Raw genomic sequence first — 14,030 nt, 5'->3', positions numbered from 1 at the left:
AACGGCGCGTGAACCGCCGCCGGCGCCTCGGATGGGACGCGCCAAGCCAGCACGAGTTCGATTTCGATACCCCACGCCATGCTCGCGCCATCGACGTAGCGGCGCTCCAGCGCGCGGGAAGCTTGGCTCAAGAGCGAGATCGTCCCATCGAGGATTTTTCTGCCCGCGGCAAATAAGCCGGCAAAGCGGATCGAGGCCGGCTTCCTCCGCTGATCTATCAACATTCCTTAAGGAGAGAACATGAGCCTGCCTGCGCCATACGCATCGCTGAACGGAAGGATCGTGTCCTGGCCGGAGGCCACAATGCATATCTTCAGCCCGGCGGCGAAATACGGCCTCGGAGTTTTTGAGGGGGTGCGGGCCTACTGGAGCGAGCAGCAGGGCCGTCTCCTCCTGTTCCGGATGGAGGACCACCTGCGGCGCCTGGCCTACAGTCACAAGGCTGTACGCTTCGACACCCCCTTCACGGCCGAGGAGCTGACAAAGCAGACCGCAGATCTGCTCAAGGCCTGCGGGTACCGCGAGAGCACCCACATCCGGATCATGAGTTACCTGGACGGTCAGGGAGACATGACAGTGACGGGGCCGATCGGCACCGCTATCACGGCGCTGGCTCGGCCGGTACCCAATGCGGTGATCGACGGTGTCCAGGCCCAGGTGAGCTCTTGGGTGCGGATTCCCGACCGGGCCATGCCAGCCCGCATCAAGGCTAACGCCAACTACCACAACTCGCGATTGGCTCACATGCAGGCCCTTGCAGACGGCTACCAGCAGGCCCTGCTGCTAAACGAGCAGGGCAATTTGGCCGAGGCCCCCACGTCAACGCCTTTCATCGTCCGCAATGGCGTCGTGGTGACGCCGCCGCTCTGCGAAGACGTGCTTGAAAGTATCACCCGCGATACCATCCTCAAGCTCGCGCGCGAAAGCCTCGGCCTGCCGATGGAGCAGCGGGTTGTGAACCGCTCCGAACTTTATGCGGCCGATGAGGCCTTCCTGGTGGGGACGGGAGCGGAAGTGACGCCGATTCTCGGCATCGACCGCCTCCCAGTGGGCGACGGGAAGGCCGGGCCTGTGGTGAGAGCACTACAAGCGGCCTACTTCGATCTTGTCCACGGGCGCACAAATCTCTGGCTCAATTGGCTCACCCCCGTGGATGTTTAATATGGCGCCATCCGTCGTGACTGAACGCGCAGGATGCCCACCGCCCAAGGGCGCTGTCACCTATCAGGGCTCGATTTTGGGTAACAAAACGCTTCGTCACAGTGCGGCTTGAGATCGACCGAAGTGTCGATCGCATCGCTGCAAGCGTGCCGCTGGAAACTTCTGACAAATGTGAGACGGCGGAGAGCTCTGTCTCGTCTGGACGGCTGCGACGAGCACAAACATAACGCGTGCCCAACATCGTCACCTTGTTCCAAAGCGTTGGACCGAGATCGCTATCGGCGCTCGTCCCTCACATTCCCAACCCGCTACGTCAAGGTTCGACATTCCGGGGCTTGTTCGAATTCTCAGAGGCTTGCAATCTCAAGACCCTCGTGCCCAAACATCGACCCCCGTTCAAGGGATCTTTCCGGGCCGTTGATAAGGCTCGTCTGAATATGTGGTCAAAAGACCGGAGTCCGCCATGAGGGATACGCGCCATCTCTACCGCTAACAACTGCCCGATAGATCTCGATCAGCTGTTGCGTTACCGCTCCAGGTCGACCGTTCCCCACAGGTATACGGTCTACAGATGTCACCGGCACAATTTCAGCGCCGGTGCCGCAGTGGAACACTTCCTCGGCGAGAACCAGTTCAGTCCGATCGACATCGCGCTCGGCCGTCATTAGCCCGAGGTGTCTGCCTGCCAATTCGATGACGGTCTGGCGCGTAATCGACTCCAAAATGTCGTTGGTCCCGCTCGGCGTAATCAGTTGACCCTCGCGGACGATGAAGATGCACATCGCTGGGGCCTCGGCCAGCTTTCCTCTTGAATTGAGCAGGAAAGCTATATCGTAACCGTCCCGCTGGGCCTGCATGGTTGCCAATCGAGCGTTATGATAGTTTGCGTTGCACTTGATGCGCGCGGGCATCACATTGTCGGGCATGCGCATCCAGGAGCTAATCTGAGCAGAAGCGCCTTTGATGGATTGCTGCGCGGACTGCCGTGGGAGCGCCGTGATCGCGGTTCCTACGGGTCCCGTTGCCCCTATCTCGCCAGGCCCGTCGATGAAAGCCATCATCCGGATATGCACGGTCGCACGAAACGCATTTGCGCGACACAAGCCAACGACGGCCTTTGTCAACTCTTCCCGCGATGGTCCCTGATCGAACCGCATCGCCTTTTGCGAGAACGCAAACCGATCAAGGTGCTCTGCGAGACGAAAGAGGTACATTTGCTGCGCCTCTTCATTCCAATAGCCGCGTATTCCTTCGAAAACACCTATGCCATACTTTGCCACCGGTGCGAAAACATGCACCTTGGCATCGTTCCAGCGAACGATTTGGCCATTGAGAAATGCAAACTGTGCCGTCGAATCCATCTTTGCCCCATAACGAATAAGAAGCTGCCGAGACCTGGTTCGCCCCATGAGCGAGCTGGCTACCGCTGCGCCATCGCCGATCGTGCGGCGAGCGCGGTCAGCAACTTCGTCACTTTATCCGCCGGAGTCTCGTGAACTGCGACGATGCGCAAAGTTAAAGGCTCTCCTTGGTTCTGCGAAGCTTGCGTGTCTATGCTTCGTGCTCGGACCGGTCTAATCGAAAGGCCTCAATGCGAGGACGGTCGAAGCGACTATGGCGAAGACGGTGATCGCGGCGTACATGGCCGGGCTCGGCGATGGCACCCGGATAGATGAAACATGCAGTCCGGCAAGTACGAGAAAGATGCTGAGCGTCAGAGTTACGAATAGGTCACTTGGAAACAGCGGTCGAACAACAAAAACAGCGGCCATTATCGGAACATCATACGATAGCGGCACCCCCAGGAAACGCCCATCGGCTGACTTGCCGAAGTTGGCAAAGTAGCTGAGCCTGATTGCCCCTGCTGTGAGTAAGGCGCTTGCAGTTATCAAGGCAAGAATGGAGGAGCGGCTGAGTTGGATTACAATTGCGGCGGGCAAAACGGCTCCGTAGATAATGTCCGCAAACCCGTCGAGGCTCTTGCCCATCTTTGCAACATCTGGATGGCGATGCTTTGTGCGAGCTGCCACGATCCCGTCCAGGTGATCGCACAGGACGGCCCAAAGTGCCGCGGCTATCGACAGCTCAAGACGACCTGAAAGAGCAAGAAACAGACTGGCGGACGAAAAAAGAAGACCCCCGGTTGTTATGGCATTCGCTGGATCCCAGAGATATTTGAGCATTGGACTTCACCGTCTTCGAGTCGTGCCTTGGCGCTGCGCTCCTCTGAAAATGCGCTCTGCGATGTGCAGATCTTCAGGAGTGTCGATTTCGTACCACCTGAGGTGATCGCATCGCGCCGTTGCCAGCTGCAGGCCACGCAGTTCAACAAGATAAGAAAGAAGCTCCTCTGTGTAGGCCTGGGTCACTCCGGACCCGATGATCTCGTCCAGCGCTGGAACGATCGTCGCCTGGAGAGTCGGTGCCGAAAATCGTAACAGGTTCATTGTCTTGAAAAGCCTTGGCCCATTCGCGGCCAGGTTCGCCCCGCTTTGCTTCATTCGGAACTCCGAGATGAGGCCGCTATCCGACAACAGAACTGCCGACCCTTCCATCAATTCATCGAAAGGAGCGATTGCAGCCACGTTGCTCGCCTGGCTGAGCAGCAGATAACGTAGCGCATCCTCCTCGAAGAAGACGTCGCCCTCGAGGAGAAAGCAGTCCCCGGAAAGCAGCGCGTCGCGCGCGAGCCAGAGCGAATAGGCGCTGCCGGTACGGTCGAAGGCCTGCGAATCCACATAGTTGATCCCAAGCGTACCGAAGCGGCGACCGCACGCGTATTGAATAGCATCCTTGCGGTAACCGACCACGAGCGTCACCTCTTCGACGCCAACAGCTTCCAAGTTGCGCAGAGCATTGTGGAGGATCGGCGTGCCGTTGACCTCGACCAAGGGCTTCGGCCGTAGATCCGTCAGCGGTCGAAGGCGAGAGCCGACGCCGGCTGCGAGGATCACGGCTTTCTTGGGTGCATTGATAGCCATTTGAGCCGCTTCATTGTCGGGGGATATCTCGTCTTTGTTCCAAGCCGTCGTGAATTCGACACGCAATATCCGGGCCGTCCGAGCTAGAGACGACAATGGACGCTGGCAAACGCAGCCATGAGCGCTCTCCGTCGATCAAGATACTGCAGGAACTCGCGAGTGCGGCGTGACGCCTAGGGAGATCTTTCAGAGGACCCCGCATTCAAATGGGACGAAATATCGTCCCGATCGGCCGGCTCAGTGCGCTCGTAGATCTCAGTAGGTTGTTCCGCCAGGTGAGGGGATCGGCGCGGGGCATCGCAGGGGTGCAGTGGTCAGCCTGGTAAGAACTTTCGTGCCGTTTGGTGCTGTTTCCAGCATGAGTACTGTTAAAAAGCACCTCGCCGGAAAGTGAAGCGGAATGCTGTCGTGGAGCAGATGGTTGCATGGCGGCCGTCCTTCAGGAGCATGTACGCGAATGCGGGAATGAGGCTATTGCCGGGTGTCTCCAGAATGCAGATATCGCGCTTCCGCCTCGGCGAGTTCGTTGTACTTGAACAGTTCGAAGAGCTCGTCGAGCGTTGCGATATTGGGCTCAATGCTCACAGAGCTTTCCTCAGCGAAGATGCGACCACAGACCTGCCGCATTGCCGCTATTGCTGCTCGCACGGAGTGGTTGGCCCAGATCACTGTGGAAATCCGGGCTTTGCGATAGGCGGAGACCGGCGTCCGATAGTATTTCGTTGGAACAATCACCACCGGCAGCCTGTTCTGCCAGGCGCGCATGAACGCGAGGATTTCGTCGGCTGCGGTCCTTCGCGAATGAATCAGGATCGCATCGGCCCCGGCATCGGCGTAAGCGTGTGCGCGCGAAATTGCGTCGTCCATTCCTTGCCCGGCGATTAATGCCTCGATGCGGGCCACGAGGATGAAATCGTCCGCGACCGTGTCCTTTACGGCGCGCAACCGGCCCGAGAATTCATCGATGTCGGCGAGGGGATGCCGATCACCAACAAATGAATTCGTCTTCGGAAAACAGCTGTCTTCCAGCGCGACACCCGCAGCGCCACGCTGACGGAGTTTGCGCGCCACCAGGCGAGCGTTATTGAAGTTGCCGAAGCCGCCATCTCCGTCGACCAGAACCGGAAGTTGGCTGGTCTCCACAATCCGCTCGACGACGTCGACAAGCTGATTCCATGATGCCTCGTTGGCGTCGCGGTAGCCCAGAGAGGAGGCTATCGACAGACCAGATGCCCACAGGCCCTTGAAACCTGCGCGCTCAGCGATCGCGGCGGAGAGGCCGTCATGCGCTTCCATGAGGAATGAGAGTTCGCTGCTGCAGCAGACCTGGGCGCGCATCAATTCGGCAAATGAGCAATCCGCGGATTGAGCAGAGCCTTTGGCGAGGACAGATGGTGCTTGTTCTTGCATGCCGCTTCCTTGTGCGCCTGACCTGCCGACGTTCGTCAATGAAGGTGACACGCCCTTGTCATCTCGATCAATCAAGAGCCTTGGTAGCTTGACTTGAACTCAAATTGCTGGGTCTCGCCGCCGCCGTGCGGAAGAACTCTGATTAAGCCAGACGATCACAAGATGCCCGCTCAAGCGACGCTGATCTTGCAATCCTTTCCGCGGTCTGGAGGCTCTGCGGGTGCGCGAGGGTTCGGTTTATCTTTATCGCGCCATCTTCGGTTGATCAGGCGTTCGGATACCAACGAGGGGCAAGTCGCCGTCAGAGCCGGGTTGGGGATGCCCAATTCGCCAGCATAGAGTCTCGTAACATTAGCAACAGTATGATCGCTGGGCAGGACGCGCCGGCTGGCGTGATCGGCTGCGCAGGGGCCGCCGAAGAGTGAGGATGAAAGCGTCCGAAACAGATCAGAGTCCGTTCCAATCGAAAAAGTCGATCGTTTCATCGCGCAAGTGCGCCAAACACTGGATCACAGCGAGAGCACAACCATAAATCGTCACAAGGTTGCAGTTTCCTTTTCGTGCATTCAAATGTGCAGGGAAAGAGTTGCGATGCCAGGTGCGGACTGGAGATCAGAGAACGCATACCACGAAATCAAGACGGCCGAAGCGGTTGACATAGCCTGGGAGTGGCTACGCCGCGATCGCGAGTATCAAAAAGACTACAGGACTCTGGTCAGCAGCAAACAATCCAGCGCAACAGATGCCTTCCGAAGGAAGTGGGGACTAACGTTTCCCGGCTGATCCGCAGAAGGCGTTCGTCGAACAAGCTGTTTTCTGGGCACCTGAGGCACTGTCGAGCGTCCTTACCGTCCGCCAGGCGATCTGCTCGACAGATTCCGAAACGTATGAACTTGATTTCGGCAATCTGGTGGGCCACGACTTTCGTGAGGCTCCAGATGGATGGCATGCTATCGTGCCACTCGGCGGAGTAAGGCATCGTCTTTGGCTGAGAGAACTCGTACCCAGCGGCTCGTTGGTTGCCCTCGACCTGCCGCTAGATCGCAACTTCGACATCCGCTTGCGCGCAGCTCATCGATTGTGGCTAGCGCTCGAACAGCGCCCGGTCGGACCGCCCCCTCTTGCTCAATCGATTGCGAGCCGGCACCGTCATATCTTCGCTCTGCGTGGCGTGGACGGATGGCTGGAAGGGAACAGCTATCGTGAGATCGCGCAAGGCCTGTTTGGAATGAACCGCATTCCGGGTCGAGGCTGGAAGACACACGATCTGCGTAGCCGGACCATTCGTCTGGTCCAGATGGGGCTGCGTCTCATGCGGGGTGGCTATCGTGACTTGCTCCGGCGCAAGGGCAAAGATAAGGACGACATCTCCTGAGCTCTTTGCTGATCGGCTAACGCTGCGGACCAGGTCGGTGCGAGATTAGTAGGTGCGCGGTTGCGGGGATATCATAGAGGTGATCGAGATGTCGGTTGGTACGAAGGGGCAGTCCGGCAGAGAACTTAAGGTCGTGCGTCGTGGCCGTTAGTCGCCGAACGTTCGCTGCTGCCGGATTGTCTACCCTCCTGTGCGGATACGCGCAGATGCAGCGGGGGCGAGCCGCGCCGGCTAGAAGCCCCGTGCTCGCCGGCTATGTCGCCCCGTGGAAGGCCCGGCCAGGCGGTCCAAGCATCAAGACGATCCCGGCTCGCGAGCTGACCCATTTAATGTATGCGTTCGGTACCGTTTCTGCGGACGGACTGGCCGAACTTGCGGATCGCTGCGCCGACGCAGGAGCCTGCGACGGAACCTCGCCCTCGAATCCGTTCGGCGGCAATTTCGCCCAGCTCGCCGAATTGAAGCGGAATAGTCCGGAGCTTCGGATCCTGATTTCACTGGGCGGATGGAGCGGATCGAAATATTTCTCGGTCGCCGCTGCCACGCCGGTCTCGCGCGCGCGCTTCGCGCAATCTGTCATCGAGGCGTTCTTTCGGCCGTATCCTGCTCTGTTCGATGGTGTGGACGTCGATTGGGAGTTTCCCGTCTCGGGAGGACGCGCAGGAAATCTCGCACGCCCCGAGGACCGTACAAATTTCACGCTCCTGATCGCCGAACTCCGCCGCAAGCTCACCGCCTTTTCCGCACAGGGGCGCAGGGAGCTGGAGCTCACCATTGCCGTTTCGGCCGCGCCCGACAAGATTGTCAATCTAGAGGCGGCCGCTCTGGCCCGGCTGGTGGACCGGATCCATCTGATGGCCTATGACTATCACGCGGGCTCGGCCTTTGCCGGCTTCAATGCTCCGCTGTTCGCCAGCGCAGGCGATCCGGATCCCGATCTGAATGTCGACGCAAGTGTGAATGCCTTGATCCGGGCCGGTGTGCCGCCGGGCAGGATCACGCTCGGAGTAGCCTTCTATGGCCGGGCTGTTGCGGACATTCCGCGGGAGCACAGCGGGCTCTTTCAAAAGGGGGCGGCGGTGAGCGGGGAGTGGGGAGGGAGCGACGGCATCGATTATCGGGAGCTTGTTGCCCGGCGACCGCAAGAGCAGGGCTTTCGCCGGTATTGGAGCGAGGAGGCCCAGGTACCGTGGCTCTATGACGCCAAACGGCGCATATGGATCAGCTACGACGATCCGCTCTCCATCGCACGCAAGGCGAAGTACGCGCGCGAGCGTAAACTTGCCGGGATCATGATCTGGGACCTGTTTGCCGACGACGGTTCGCTACTCGCGGCCCTCCACGTCCCTCCCGGGCGAACATCCGAATAGGATCGTGGCCATCGCGTCGCGTCAAAACACGTCAGATGCGGACTACGGTGCTGTCAGATCACAGCCACGTCGGTTGAAGCCGGCAATGTCGGAAATCTGACAATTCGGTGGCGACGTTCCAGGGGCATGCTGGCGGCCATGCATGCATGTCTTCTGTCGGGATGTGACGTACGCAGCGGATTGCGGGTTGTGACCTTGGGCGGCGAGGTTGTAGATCCCGGCGGGTCGCGACAGGCGGATCAGATGGCCGAACAAGTAGCATTAGGCAGCTCGTTTCTCTTCCTCGAAAGTCAGGAGTGCGCGGAGGCGCACTTCGCCGGCGGCAGACTAAAATGAGGTCTGCGAGACTGCCAAAAACAACTTGCATCTCACGTGGCGTGAGCTTGTAGGTTTGAGGCCATGACGAAAACGACACGCGGCATCAATGGATCATCGACAAGTCACGGCCTTCACGCTTCTCTTCAAGAGATCCGTACTTCGGCGCACCAGGCGTGAGGGCACCATCTCGATACGTCGGTCGCGTTCTCTTCGAAGAATCGCGCCACATCGCTCCAGCGCGTTGGAAGCCCGGCGCGTTTCTGTCATGCGGGTAATACGCTTCCGTCTCCCGCCTGCCGGACTGCTCGCATGCAGCGTCCCAGGGGGCGCACGCGCGAATTCGAGTAGCGCCGCATGAGGAGAGTGGGAATTTTCGAATGCGCGACTGCAAAGGAGTGGCGGTGACGTCCTACAATTTTCTCTTCGCCTCGTGGGGCACGTTGGGAAATCTCAGTCCGCTGCTTACAGCGGCTCGCCGATTGCGCCGACATGGTCATCATGTCCGGGTGATCGCCGATCCGGCCATGCGGTCAGAAGTCGAGGCCGCTGATTTCGAATTCGTGACATGGCGCCGCGGCCCCAAGGGGGAGGCCGCGGACCCAACGGATGTCTCAAACTTGCGAGATCGCATGCGCAGGGTCGTCTTTGAGCCTTGCTCGGCCTACGCAGCCGATATTCGCGACGAGATTGCTCGCGTGCCAACAGATGCGGTCCTCGGTCTCGACCTCCTGTTTGGCGCGGCGGTCGGGGCGCAGGCATCTGGCGTGCCTTTCGCGTTTCTCTCGCCTCACGTCAGCATTCGGATTCTTCCCGGAATGCCGCCTGCGACTTCCGGGCTGGGGCAACCGAAAACGCCAAAGGAGCGCGCCGAGGTCGAGGCAGCCTCTGCCGCGCTCGCTGCGGCGATGAACGCGTCCCTTCCTGTCCTCAATAGAGCCCGCGTCGATTTCGGCCTGCCTGTTCTTCCAGACGCCATGGACCTGTTCGATCAGGCTGATCGAGTTCTGTTGGCCATCAGCCAGGCCTTCGATTTCAAGGCGGACGCTCTTCCGGGCAGTTTCCGCTATATCGGACCCTTGCTCGATGTGCCGGACTGGTCCAGGTCGTGGCAGGCTCCCTGGTCCGCGGGGCTCGATCGTCCCCGCGCGCTGATCGCCTGCAGCACGGGAGCGCAGGGCCAGCAAGACTTGTTTCAACGCGTCATCAATGCCGTCGGCGCCATGGATATCGAAGCTGTTTTCACCGCAGGTCCGAATCTGGACATAGCCAGTTTTCGTGCTCCGAAGAACGTCCATCTGGTTTGCGGCGCGCCCCACGACACCGTTATGAAGGATGTTTCTCTTGTCATATCTCAGGGAGGCCACGGGACGGTCACCCGCTCAATCATCAATGCTTTGCCGCAACTCATTCTGCCAATGGGAAGAGACCAGTCGGCGAACGCAGCGAGGGTCGAATCAAAGGGCGTAGGGCTTCGATTGCCACCGACAGCATCCGAACCGGAGATAGCGACAGCGACAAAGCAGCTGATCGAAGGATCGCAATTCAAGGTCGCAGCCCGAAAGCTCGGCGAAGTTATCAAAGCCGATATCGATACATCGCCTCTTGTCCAGGAGATGGAGATCCTTGCCGCGATCGGACGACGGCGACGAAGCCGCTCGTGACGAACTGCATCCCGGTCCCGATCCGGCGATCTCGGGGGCGGGTGCCCGGTCGAATGCATTGTCTCCCTGACGAGACAGCTCAAAGCTGCGACATGGCGCTAGCCCTGACACAGATCACGAGAAATAAGGCCGTGCGCATTCATCCCAATTCGTTCGCCTTCACCCTGTTGCCTCGTCCTCTGGCGTCGTTCTTTCGGCCGGACATCTCGTCCAGGTCGCTTGAATGCCAACCAAGTTAAGGAGGAAAGACCGTGATTTCCTGTGGAACATTGCAGCCCGTCTTGTTGTGTCGCGACGGCGTACGTTTGGCACATGTTGAGGTCGGACCTGCAGCCCCGCAAACCCCTCCGCTGCTCCTTATCAATGGCTGGACCGGCGACCACGGCATCTTCACGCCGCAGATCGCCCATTTTGCTCAAAGCCATCGTGTCGTGGCCGTCAATATTCGCGGCCACGGCGCCAGCGATGCGCCCGAGCAGGAGTACACCATCGCAGGATTTGCTGACGATATCGCTTGGCAATGCGCTCAGCTGGAATTGCTCAAGCCGGTTGTAATCGGCCACAGCATGGGAGGGCGGATCGCGCTCGAACTGTGCGGCCGCTATCCTGACCTGGCCTCAGGCGTGGTCATGATCGACACAATCGTCATGCCGCCTCCGATCTTGCGCGAATCTCGCGAGCTTACAAGGCTATTGGAAGGCATTGGCGGACCCGACTATCTAGCGGTCTCAAAGACAAATGCGTGGGAGATGGGCTGCGATTTTGACGATCCCACCCGGCGAAAGACGATATACGAGACCTATGTGCTTCCGTCTTGCGAAAAAACGCCACAGCATGTGGCCTATTCGATGATAAGGAACGCAACCTTGAATTATGATCCCGTCCCTGCAGCGGAAGCCTGCCGGATTCCCATGGCCTATATTTCCGCAGATGTTCCGCTTGTGAACGTGACGCGCGATCTCGATCGGCTGCAGGAGATCTGTCCACAGCTGGTAATAGCGAAGACAATGCTCGCCGGACATTTCAACACGATCGAGGTTGCAGACCAGGTCAATGCCATGCTGGATCGCTTCTTGGCCGTCGGCCTCCGCCGGACTAGATGTAGAAGCCTTAAATAGACGCGGAAATATCGAATTGACTCTGATCGCGCGGCAGATTGATGGCTAAGGCGAATTGATCCTGTTGGGTTCGCCTTTCCGATGTGGGCGACTGCCCCTCGCCGAGGTTGCTTTCGAGATCGCGTTCTTCCAATATTTCGTGGGAGCTGAAATGCCGTTTTGATCTCGAGCTGAAATCGGGGCTCTGTGAGGTTAGGCGCGCGTTGTTTTATGTTTTCCAAGAACGCATGCGTCGAACCTCAAGAATCCCTTGCTGCCGGCGGCACCCCTTTATTGGTCTCAGCCGGAATCAAGATGCTGCATCGGACCTGGCTTCCTTGATCATAGTGATCCGGTGCAGAGCGGCGATCCGTATCGACTCCGTCAGTTCCGACGGAAAGTTCTTCGGAAGCTTTTCAAGAACCCGGGCGAAAGCCGGCTCGAAACTTTCTACCAGAGACTCGAAAATTGCACGGACGACGGTAGCTCCGACACCGGAAATTTCGGCCGTCTGGATGAAGTGGCGAGGCTGAATTTCGCTCATTCTATAGTGACGGCTTTTGCCGACAGACATCGCGAGCTTGAGCGCCTTGGGTTGAATCTGCTTTGCATCCAGGCTCGGTTGGGCGGCGAGCACGTCGTACAGGGGAGTGAGGCGGAAGCGCCCTCCGGGGCTTAGAAACACACTGAAGTTCTTGGCGTGACCATCCGTTGCTCCAACAAGCCAGAACGCGATGGCTGCGCGCATGAATGTCGCCAGATCCTCGGCCGGCGCGTCGCTGCCCTTGAGCAGCTCCAGAATCTCTTTCATCCCCGGGCCGCCTTCCGACTGGTATTTCCTCGAGGGCGGGACCGACAGAGACTGGCAAACATCTTCTTGGGGAAGGCGAAGCAAGCGCTCGTCGCCTGTCCAGCGGCGATCAAATCGCTCGATGATGAGCGTTCGGCGTCCCCCGAAGTCACCGATCTCCGCGTTGGCAGTTGGCACGCCGAGGCCGGACAGCAGTTGCAGGCAGAAATATTCGTTCTCAACGCTGTTGCAGAGGTCTATGCCGTTTGGCAGCCGGCCAATTTGCGGCTTAAGAATGTGCGTGGTCGCGGCAGTGCCGACCGGCTTGTACCATTTGCCATCGCGGCGAAGTAAGGCGGTTTTCTCCTGCGCGCCCGCAATCGAAATTCTGAATTCCTCATCCTCGCCAACCCCCAGCGGGGCTGCGGCGAGGTTCTGGATGATCTTGCCAATATCGGCGTTACTGATCGGTTTCCCATCGACCTTCCCGGCCGGACCTGGATCAATCCCTTCAGGCAAAAACTGGAGCGCGCCAACGCAATCATGCCCGAGCGCGGTCAGCATGCTATAGGCGTCGATTCCAGTCGCCCCAACACGTTCGGCCACGCGTCTGCGGATCTGTTCGCTATCGGGAAGCAAATTGTCGAATACGTTGATGACCGGCGCGCCGATGTAGCGGTCCTCGCGAAGGGGCAGCGATAGAGAAATCGGAAAAGTGGCTTTCCAGGCCAGCCATTGCGGATCGTACCGGAAATCGATTGCTCCGCTTGACTCCCGCCCAAGCGTCCCGACCAACCGTCCGTTGATGAACACATGCAAGGGAGCGTTTGTTCGCGGACGGGCCATCAGAAGACGCTTTCAATGTCGGCAGCGCTCGCCTTGCTGCGCGTGCGGATGACCAACTCGAGATCAAGGGCCGCCAGAGTTTCCATCAGTGTGCGCAGCTGGATTGCAGGCGCGCCCCCCTCCAGGCGGGAGACTGTTCCCTGGCGCAGGTGCATGCGCTTACCCAGATCGGACTGCGTCAGTCCGGCCTGTTTGCGAGCCCGGCGTAATATGGCTCCCAGCTGCTTTTCCGTGCGGGCAATATCCTGCGTCATATCCAACCTCCAATAGAATATACCAGATCGCGTATATTCCGGAAATATACGCGATTTCGTATATCTATAATCTATACGCAAACCCGTATGAAAAAGGAATATACTCGATCGCGAATACGGCCCATTCTGAAAACCAGTGGGTCCGGAATCAGCGCAATTACGCACTTCTCAACAATTTTCCGATCGCGAGGATTGTGCGTTCGGCAAGCCATGAGCGTTTCCGAAAAGCTGCGTGGCGGATCGCTCCTCGACCATCGCTGCATCCTCGAATTGCAGGACTACTCATTTGGGCAAAAGGCGCGAATCCTTTACAACCATCTCTACTTCAGCGATCTGCCAACCGAATATAAGACAGCGATCATTGCGGACGAGTTCTTCTTTCGCATCATCCGGCATCGGAATTTCAATCCGCGCCTCATCGAGTGGCTATCAGGTTACGCCCGCGTCAGAGACGTGCCAGCGAGTAGCTATCAAGATCACATTGCCAAGTTGCTCGACTCACCAGAGGAAATTTGGTCGCACGCCTTCGAGCACCAAATCTCGGAGGCCGCCCGCAATATCCTATTCACGTTGGCCGTCGTGCGGTGGACTACGGAAGCCCAACCGCGTGAGGTGGCGCTCCTCGCAAGGCTTCATCCCATATGGCGAGGCTTGCGCCACCAAGCAGGAGACGGCCGGCATCCCGGCTAGCCTCAGTGCCACGCGCAAGAAGCTCTAGAATAGGAAGAAGGACGGTTTCGGCAAGAATGTCGTCCGCTGGACCATCT

Annotated in this window: 13 protein-coding genes; 7 read left to right on the top strand and 6 right to left on the bottom strand. The window is 58.8% G+C overall.

Going from position 1 to position 14,030, the window contains the following annotated elements; translation table 11 throughout:
• Positions 1-240: 240 nt before the first annotated feature.
• Positions 241-1,161, top strand: coding sequence for a branched-chain amino acid transaminase (locus tag ACVIYL_RS43825; protein ID WP_456781610.1), 921 nt, complete (start codon positions 241-243; stop codon positions 1,159-1,161).
• A 443-nt stretch (positions 1,162-1,604) separates the two neighbouring features.
• On the opposite strand, the gene ACVIYL_RS43820 is transcribed toward ACVIYL_RS43825, so the two are convergent.
• From ACVIYL_RS43820 to aepX, 4 genes are all read right to left on the bottom strand, one after another.
• Complete coding sequence (locus tag ACVIYL_RS43820) at positions 1,605-2,522, bottom strand: branched-chain amino acid transaminase (RefSeq protein ID WP_456781609.1); 918 nt, start codon at positions 2,520-2,522, stop codon at positions 1,605-1,607.
• Positions 2,523-2,735: 213 nt separating this feature from the next.
• A complete protein-coding gene (locus tag ACVIYL_RS43815) occupies positions 2,736-3,344 on the bottom strand; it encodes a CDP-alcohol phosphatidyltransferase family protein (protein WP_456781608.1) in 609 nt (202 codons plus the stop codon).
• A 6-nt stretch (positions 3,345-3,350) separates the two neighbouring features.
• Positions 3,351-4,142 (bottom strand): phosphocholine cytidylyltransferase family protein, encoded by a 792-nt coding sequence (locus ACVIYL_RS43810; protein ID WP_456781967.1) that lies wholly within the window; start codon positions 4,140-4,142, stop codon positions 3,351-3,353.
• Between the two features lie 471 nt (positions 4,143-4,613).
• A complete protein-coding gene (gene aepX, locus ACVIYL_RS43805) occupies positions 4,614-5,480 on the bottom strand; it encodes a phosphoenolpyruvate mutase (RefSeq protein WP_456781966.1) in 867 nt (288 codons plus the stop codon).
• Between the two features lie 642 nt (positions 5,481-6,122).
• Here aepX and ACVIYL_RS43800 point away from each other — a divergent pair.
• The 5 genes from ACVIYL_RS43800 (at position 6,123) to ACVIYL_RS43780 (ending at position 11,394) form a co-directional block, all read left to right on the top strand.
• Positions 6,123-6,335 carry a transcriptional regulator domain-containing protein gene (locus tag ACVIYL_RS43800; RefSeq protein WP_456781965.1) on the top strand — a complete coding sequence of 71 codons (213 nt, stop codon included), beginning with the start codon at positions 6,123-6,125 and terminating at the stop codon, positions 6,333-6,335.
• 232 nt (positions 6,336-6,567) lie between these two features.
• Positions 6,568-6,927 carry a DUF2285 domain-containing protein gene (locus tag ACVIYL_RS43795; RefSeq protein WP_456781607.1) on the top strand — a complete coding sequence of 120 codons (360 nt, stop codon included), beginning with the start codon at positions 6,568-6,570 and terminating at the stop codon, positions 6,925-6,927.
• A gap of 242 nt (positions 6,928-7,169) precedes the next feature.
• Positions 7,170-8,297, top strand: coding sequence for a glycoside hydrolase family 18 protein (locus tag ACVIYL_RS43790; RefSeq protein WP_456781606.1), 1,128 nt, complete (start codon positions 7,170-7,172; stop codon positions 8,295-8,297).
• Between the two features lie 695 nt (positions 8,298-8,992).
• Positions 8,993-10,276, top strand: coding sequence for a glycosyltransferase (locus ACVIYL_RS43785; RefSeq protein WP_456781605.1), 1,284 nt, complete (start codon positions 8,993-8,995; stop codon positions 10,274-10,276).
• 251 nt (positions 10,277-10,527) lie between these two features.
• Positions 10,528-11,394, top strand: a complete 867-nt coding sequence (locus tag ACVIYL_RS43780) for an alpha/beta fold hydrolase (RefSeq protein ID WP_456781604.1) — start codon at positions 10,528-10,530, stop codon at positions 11,392-11,394.
• Positions 11,395-11,683: 289 nt separating this feature from the next.
• On the opposite strand, the gene ACVIYL_RS43775 is transcribed toward ACVIYL_RS43780, so the two are convergent.
• Positions 11,684-13,009: a type II toxin-antitoxin system HipA family toxin gene (locus tag ACVIYL_RS43775; protein ID WP_456781603.1), complete on the bottom strand. Its 1,326-nt coding sequence runs from the start codon at positions 13,007-13,009 to the stop codon at positions 11,684-11,686.
• Entirely contained in the window at positions 13,009-13,263 is a 255-nt protein-coding gene (locus ACVIYL_RS43770; protein ID WP_456781602.1) for a helix-turn-helix domain-containing protein, read from the bottom strand. The genes ACVIYL_RS43775 and ACVIYL_RS43770 overlap by 1 nt, the downstream gene beginning before the upstream one ends.
• A gap of 210 nt (positions 13,264-13,473) precedes the next feature.
• Between ACVIYL_RS43770 and ACVIYL_RS43765 the strand changes: the two genes are divergently transcribed.
• Positions 13,474-13,953 carry a hypothetical protein gene (locus ACVIYL_RS43765; protein WP_456781601.1) on the top strand — a complete coding sequence of 160 codons (480 nt, stop codon included), beginning with the start codon at positions 13,474-13,476 and terminating at the stop codon, positions 13,951-13,953.
• Positions 13,954-14,030: the final 77 nt, after the last annotated feature.

The sequence above is a fragment of the Bradyrhizobium sp. USDA 3315 genome (assembly GCF_054056795.1).
This window is presented reverse-complemented; position numbering and strand designations above follow the sequence as displayed.

Coding starts and splice junctions, on each gene's coding strand:
- ACVIYL_RS43825 (WP_456781610.1), top strand. CDS start 241: ATGAGCCTGCCTGCGCCATACGCATCGCTGAACGGAAGGATCGTGTCC.
- ACVIYL_RS43820 (WP_456781609.1), bottom strand. CDS start 2,522: ATGGATTCGACGGCACAGTTTGCATTTCTCAATGGCCAAATCGTTCGC.
- ACVIYL_RS43815 (WP_456781608.1), bottom strand. CDS start 3,344: ATGCTCAAATATCTCTGGGATCCAGCGAATGCCATAACAACCGGGGGT.
- ACVIYL_RS43810 (WP_456781967.1), bottom strand. CDS start 4,142: ATGGCTATCAATGCACCCAAGAAAGCCGTGATCCTCGCAGCCGGCGTC.
- aepX (WP_456781966.1), bottom strand. CDS start 5,480: ATGCGCGCCCAGGTCTGCTGCAGCAGCGAACTCTCATTCCTCATGGAA.
- ACVIYL_RS43800 (WP_456781965.1), top strand. CDS start 6,123: ATGTGCAGGGAAAGAGTTGCGATGCCAGGTGCGGACTGGAGATCAGAG.
- ACVIYL_RS43785 (WP_456781605.1), top strand. CDS start 8,993: ATGCGCGACTGCAAAGGAGTGGCGGTGACGTCCTACAATTTTCTCTTC.
- ACVIYL_RS43775 (WP_456781603.1), bottom strand. CDS start 13,009: ATGGCCCGTCCGCGAACAAACGCTCCCTTGCATGTGTTCATCAACGGA.
- ACVIYL_RS43770 (WP_456781602.1), bottom strand. CDS start 13,263: ATGACGCAGGATATTGCCCGCACGGAAAAGCAGCTGGGAGCCATATTA.
- ACVIYL_RS43765 (WP_456781601.1), top strand. CDS start 13,474: ATGAGCGTTTCCGAAAAGCTGCGTGGCGGATCGCTCCTCGACCATCGC.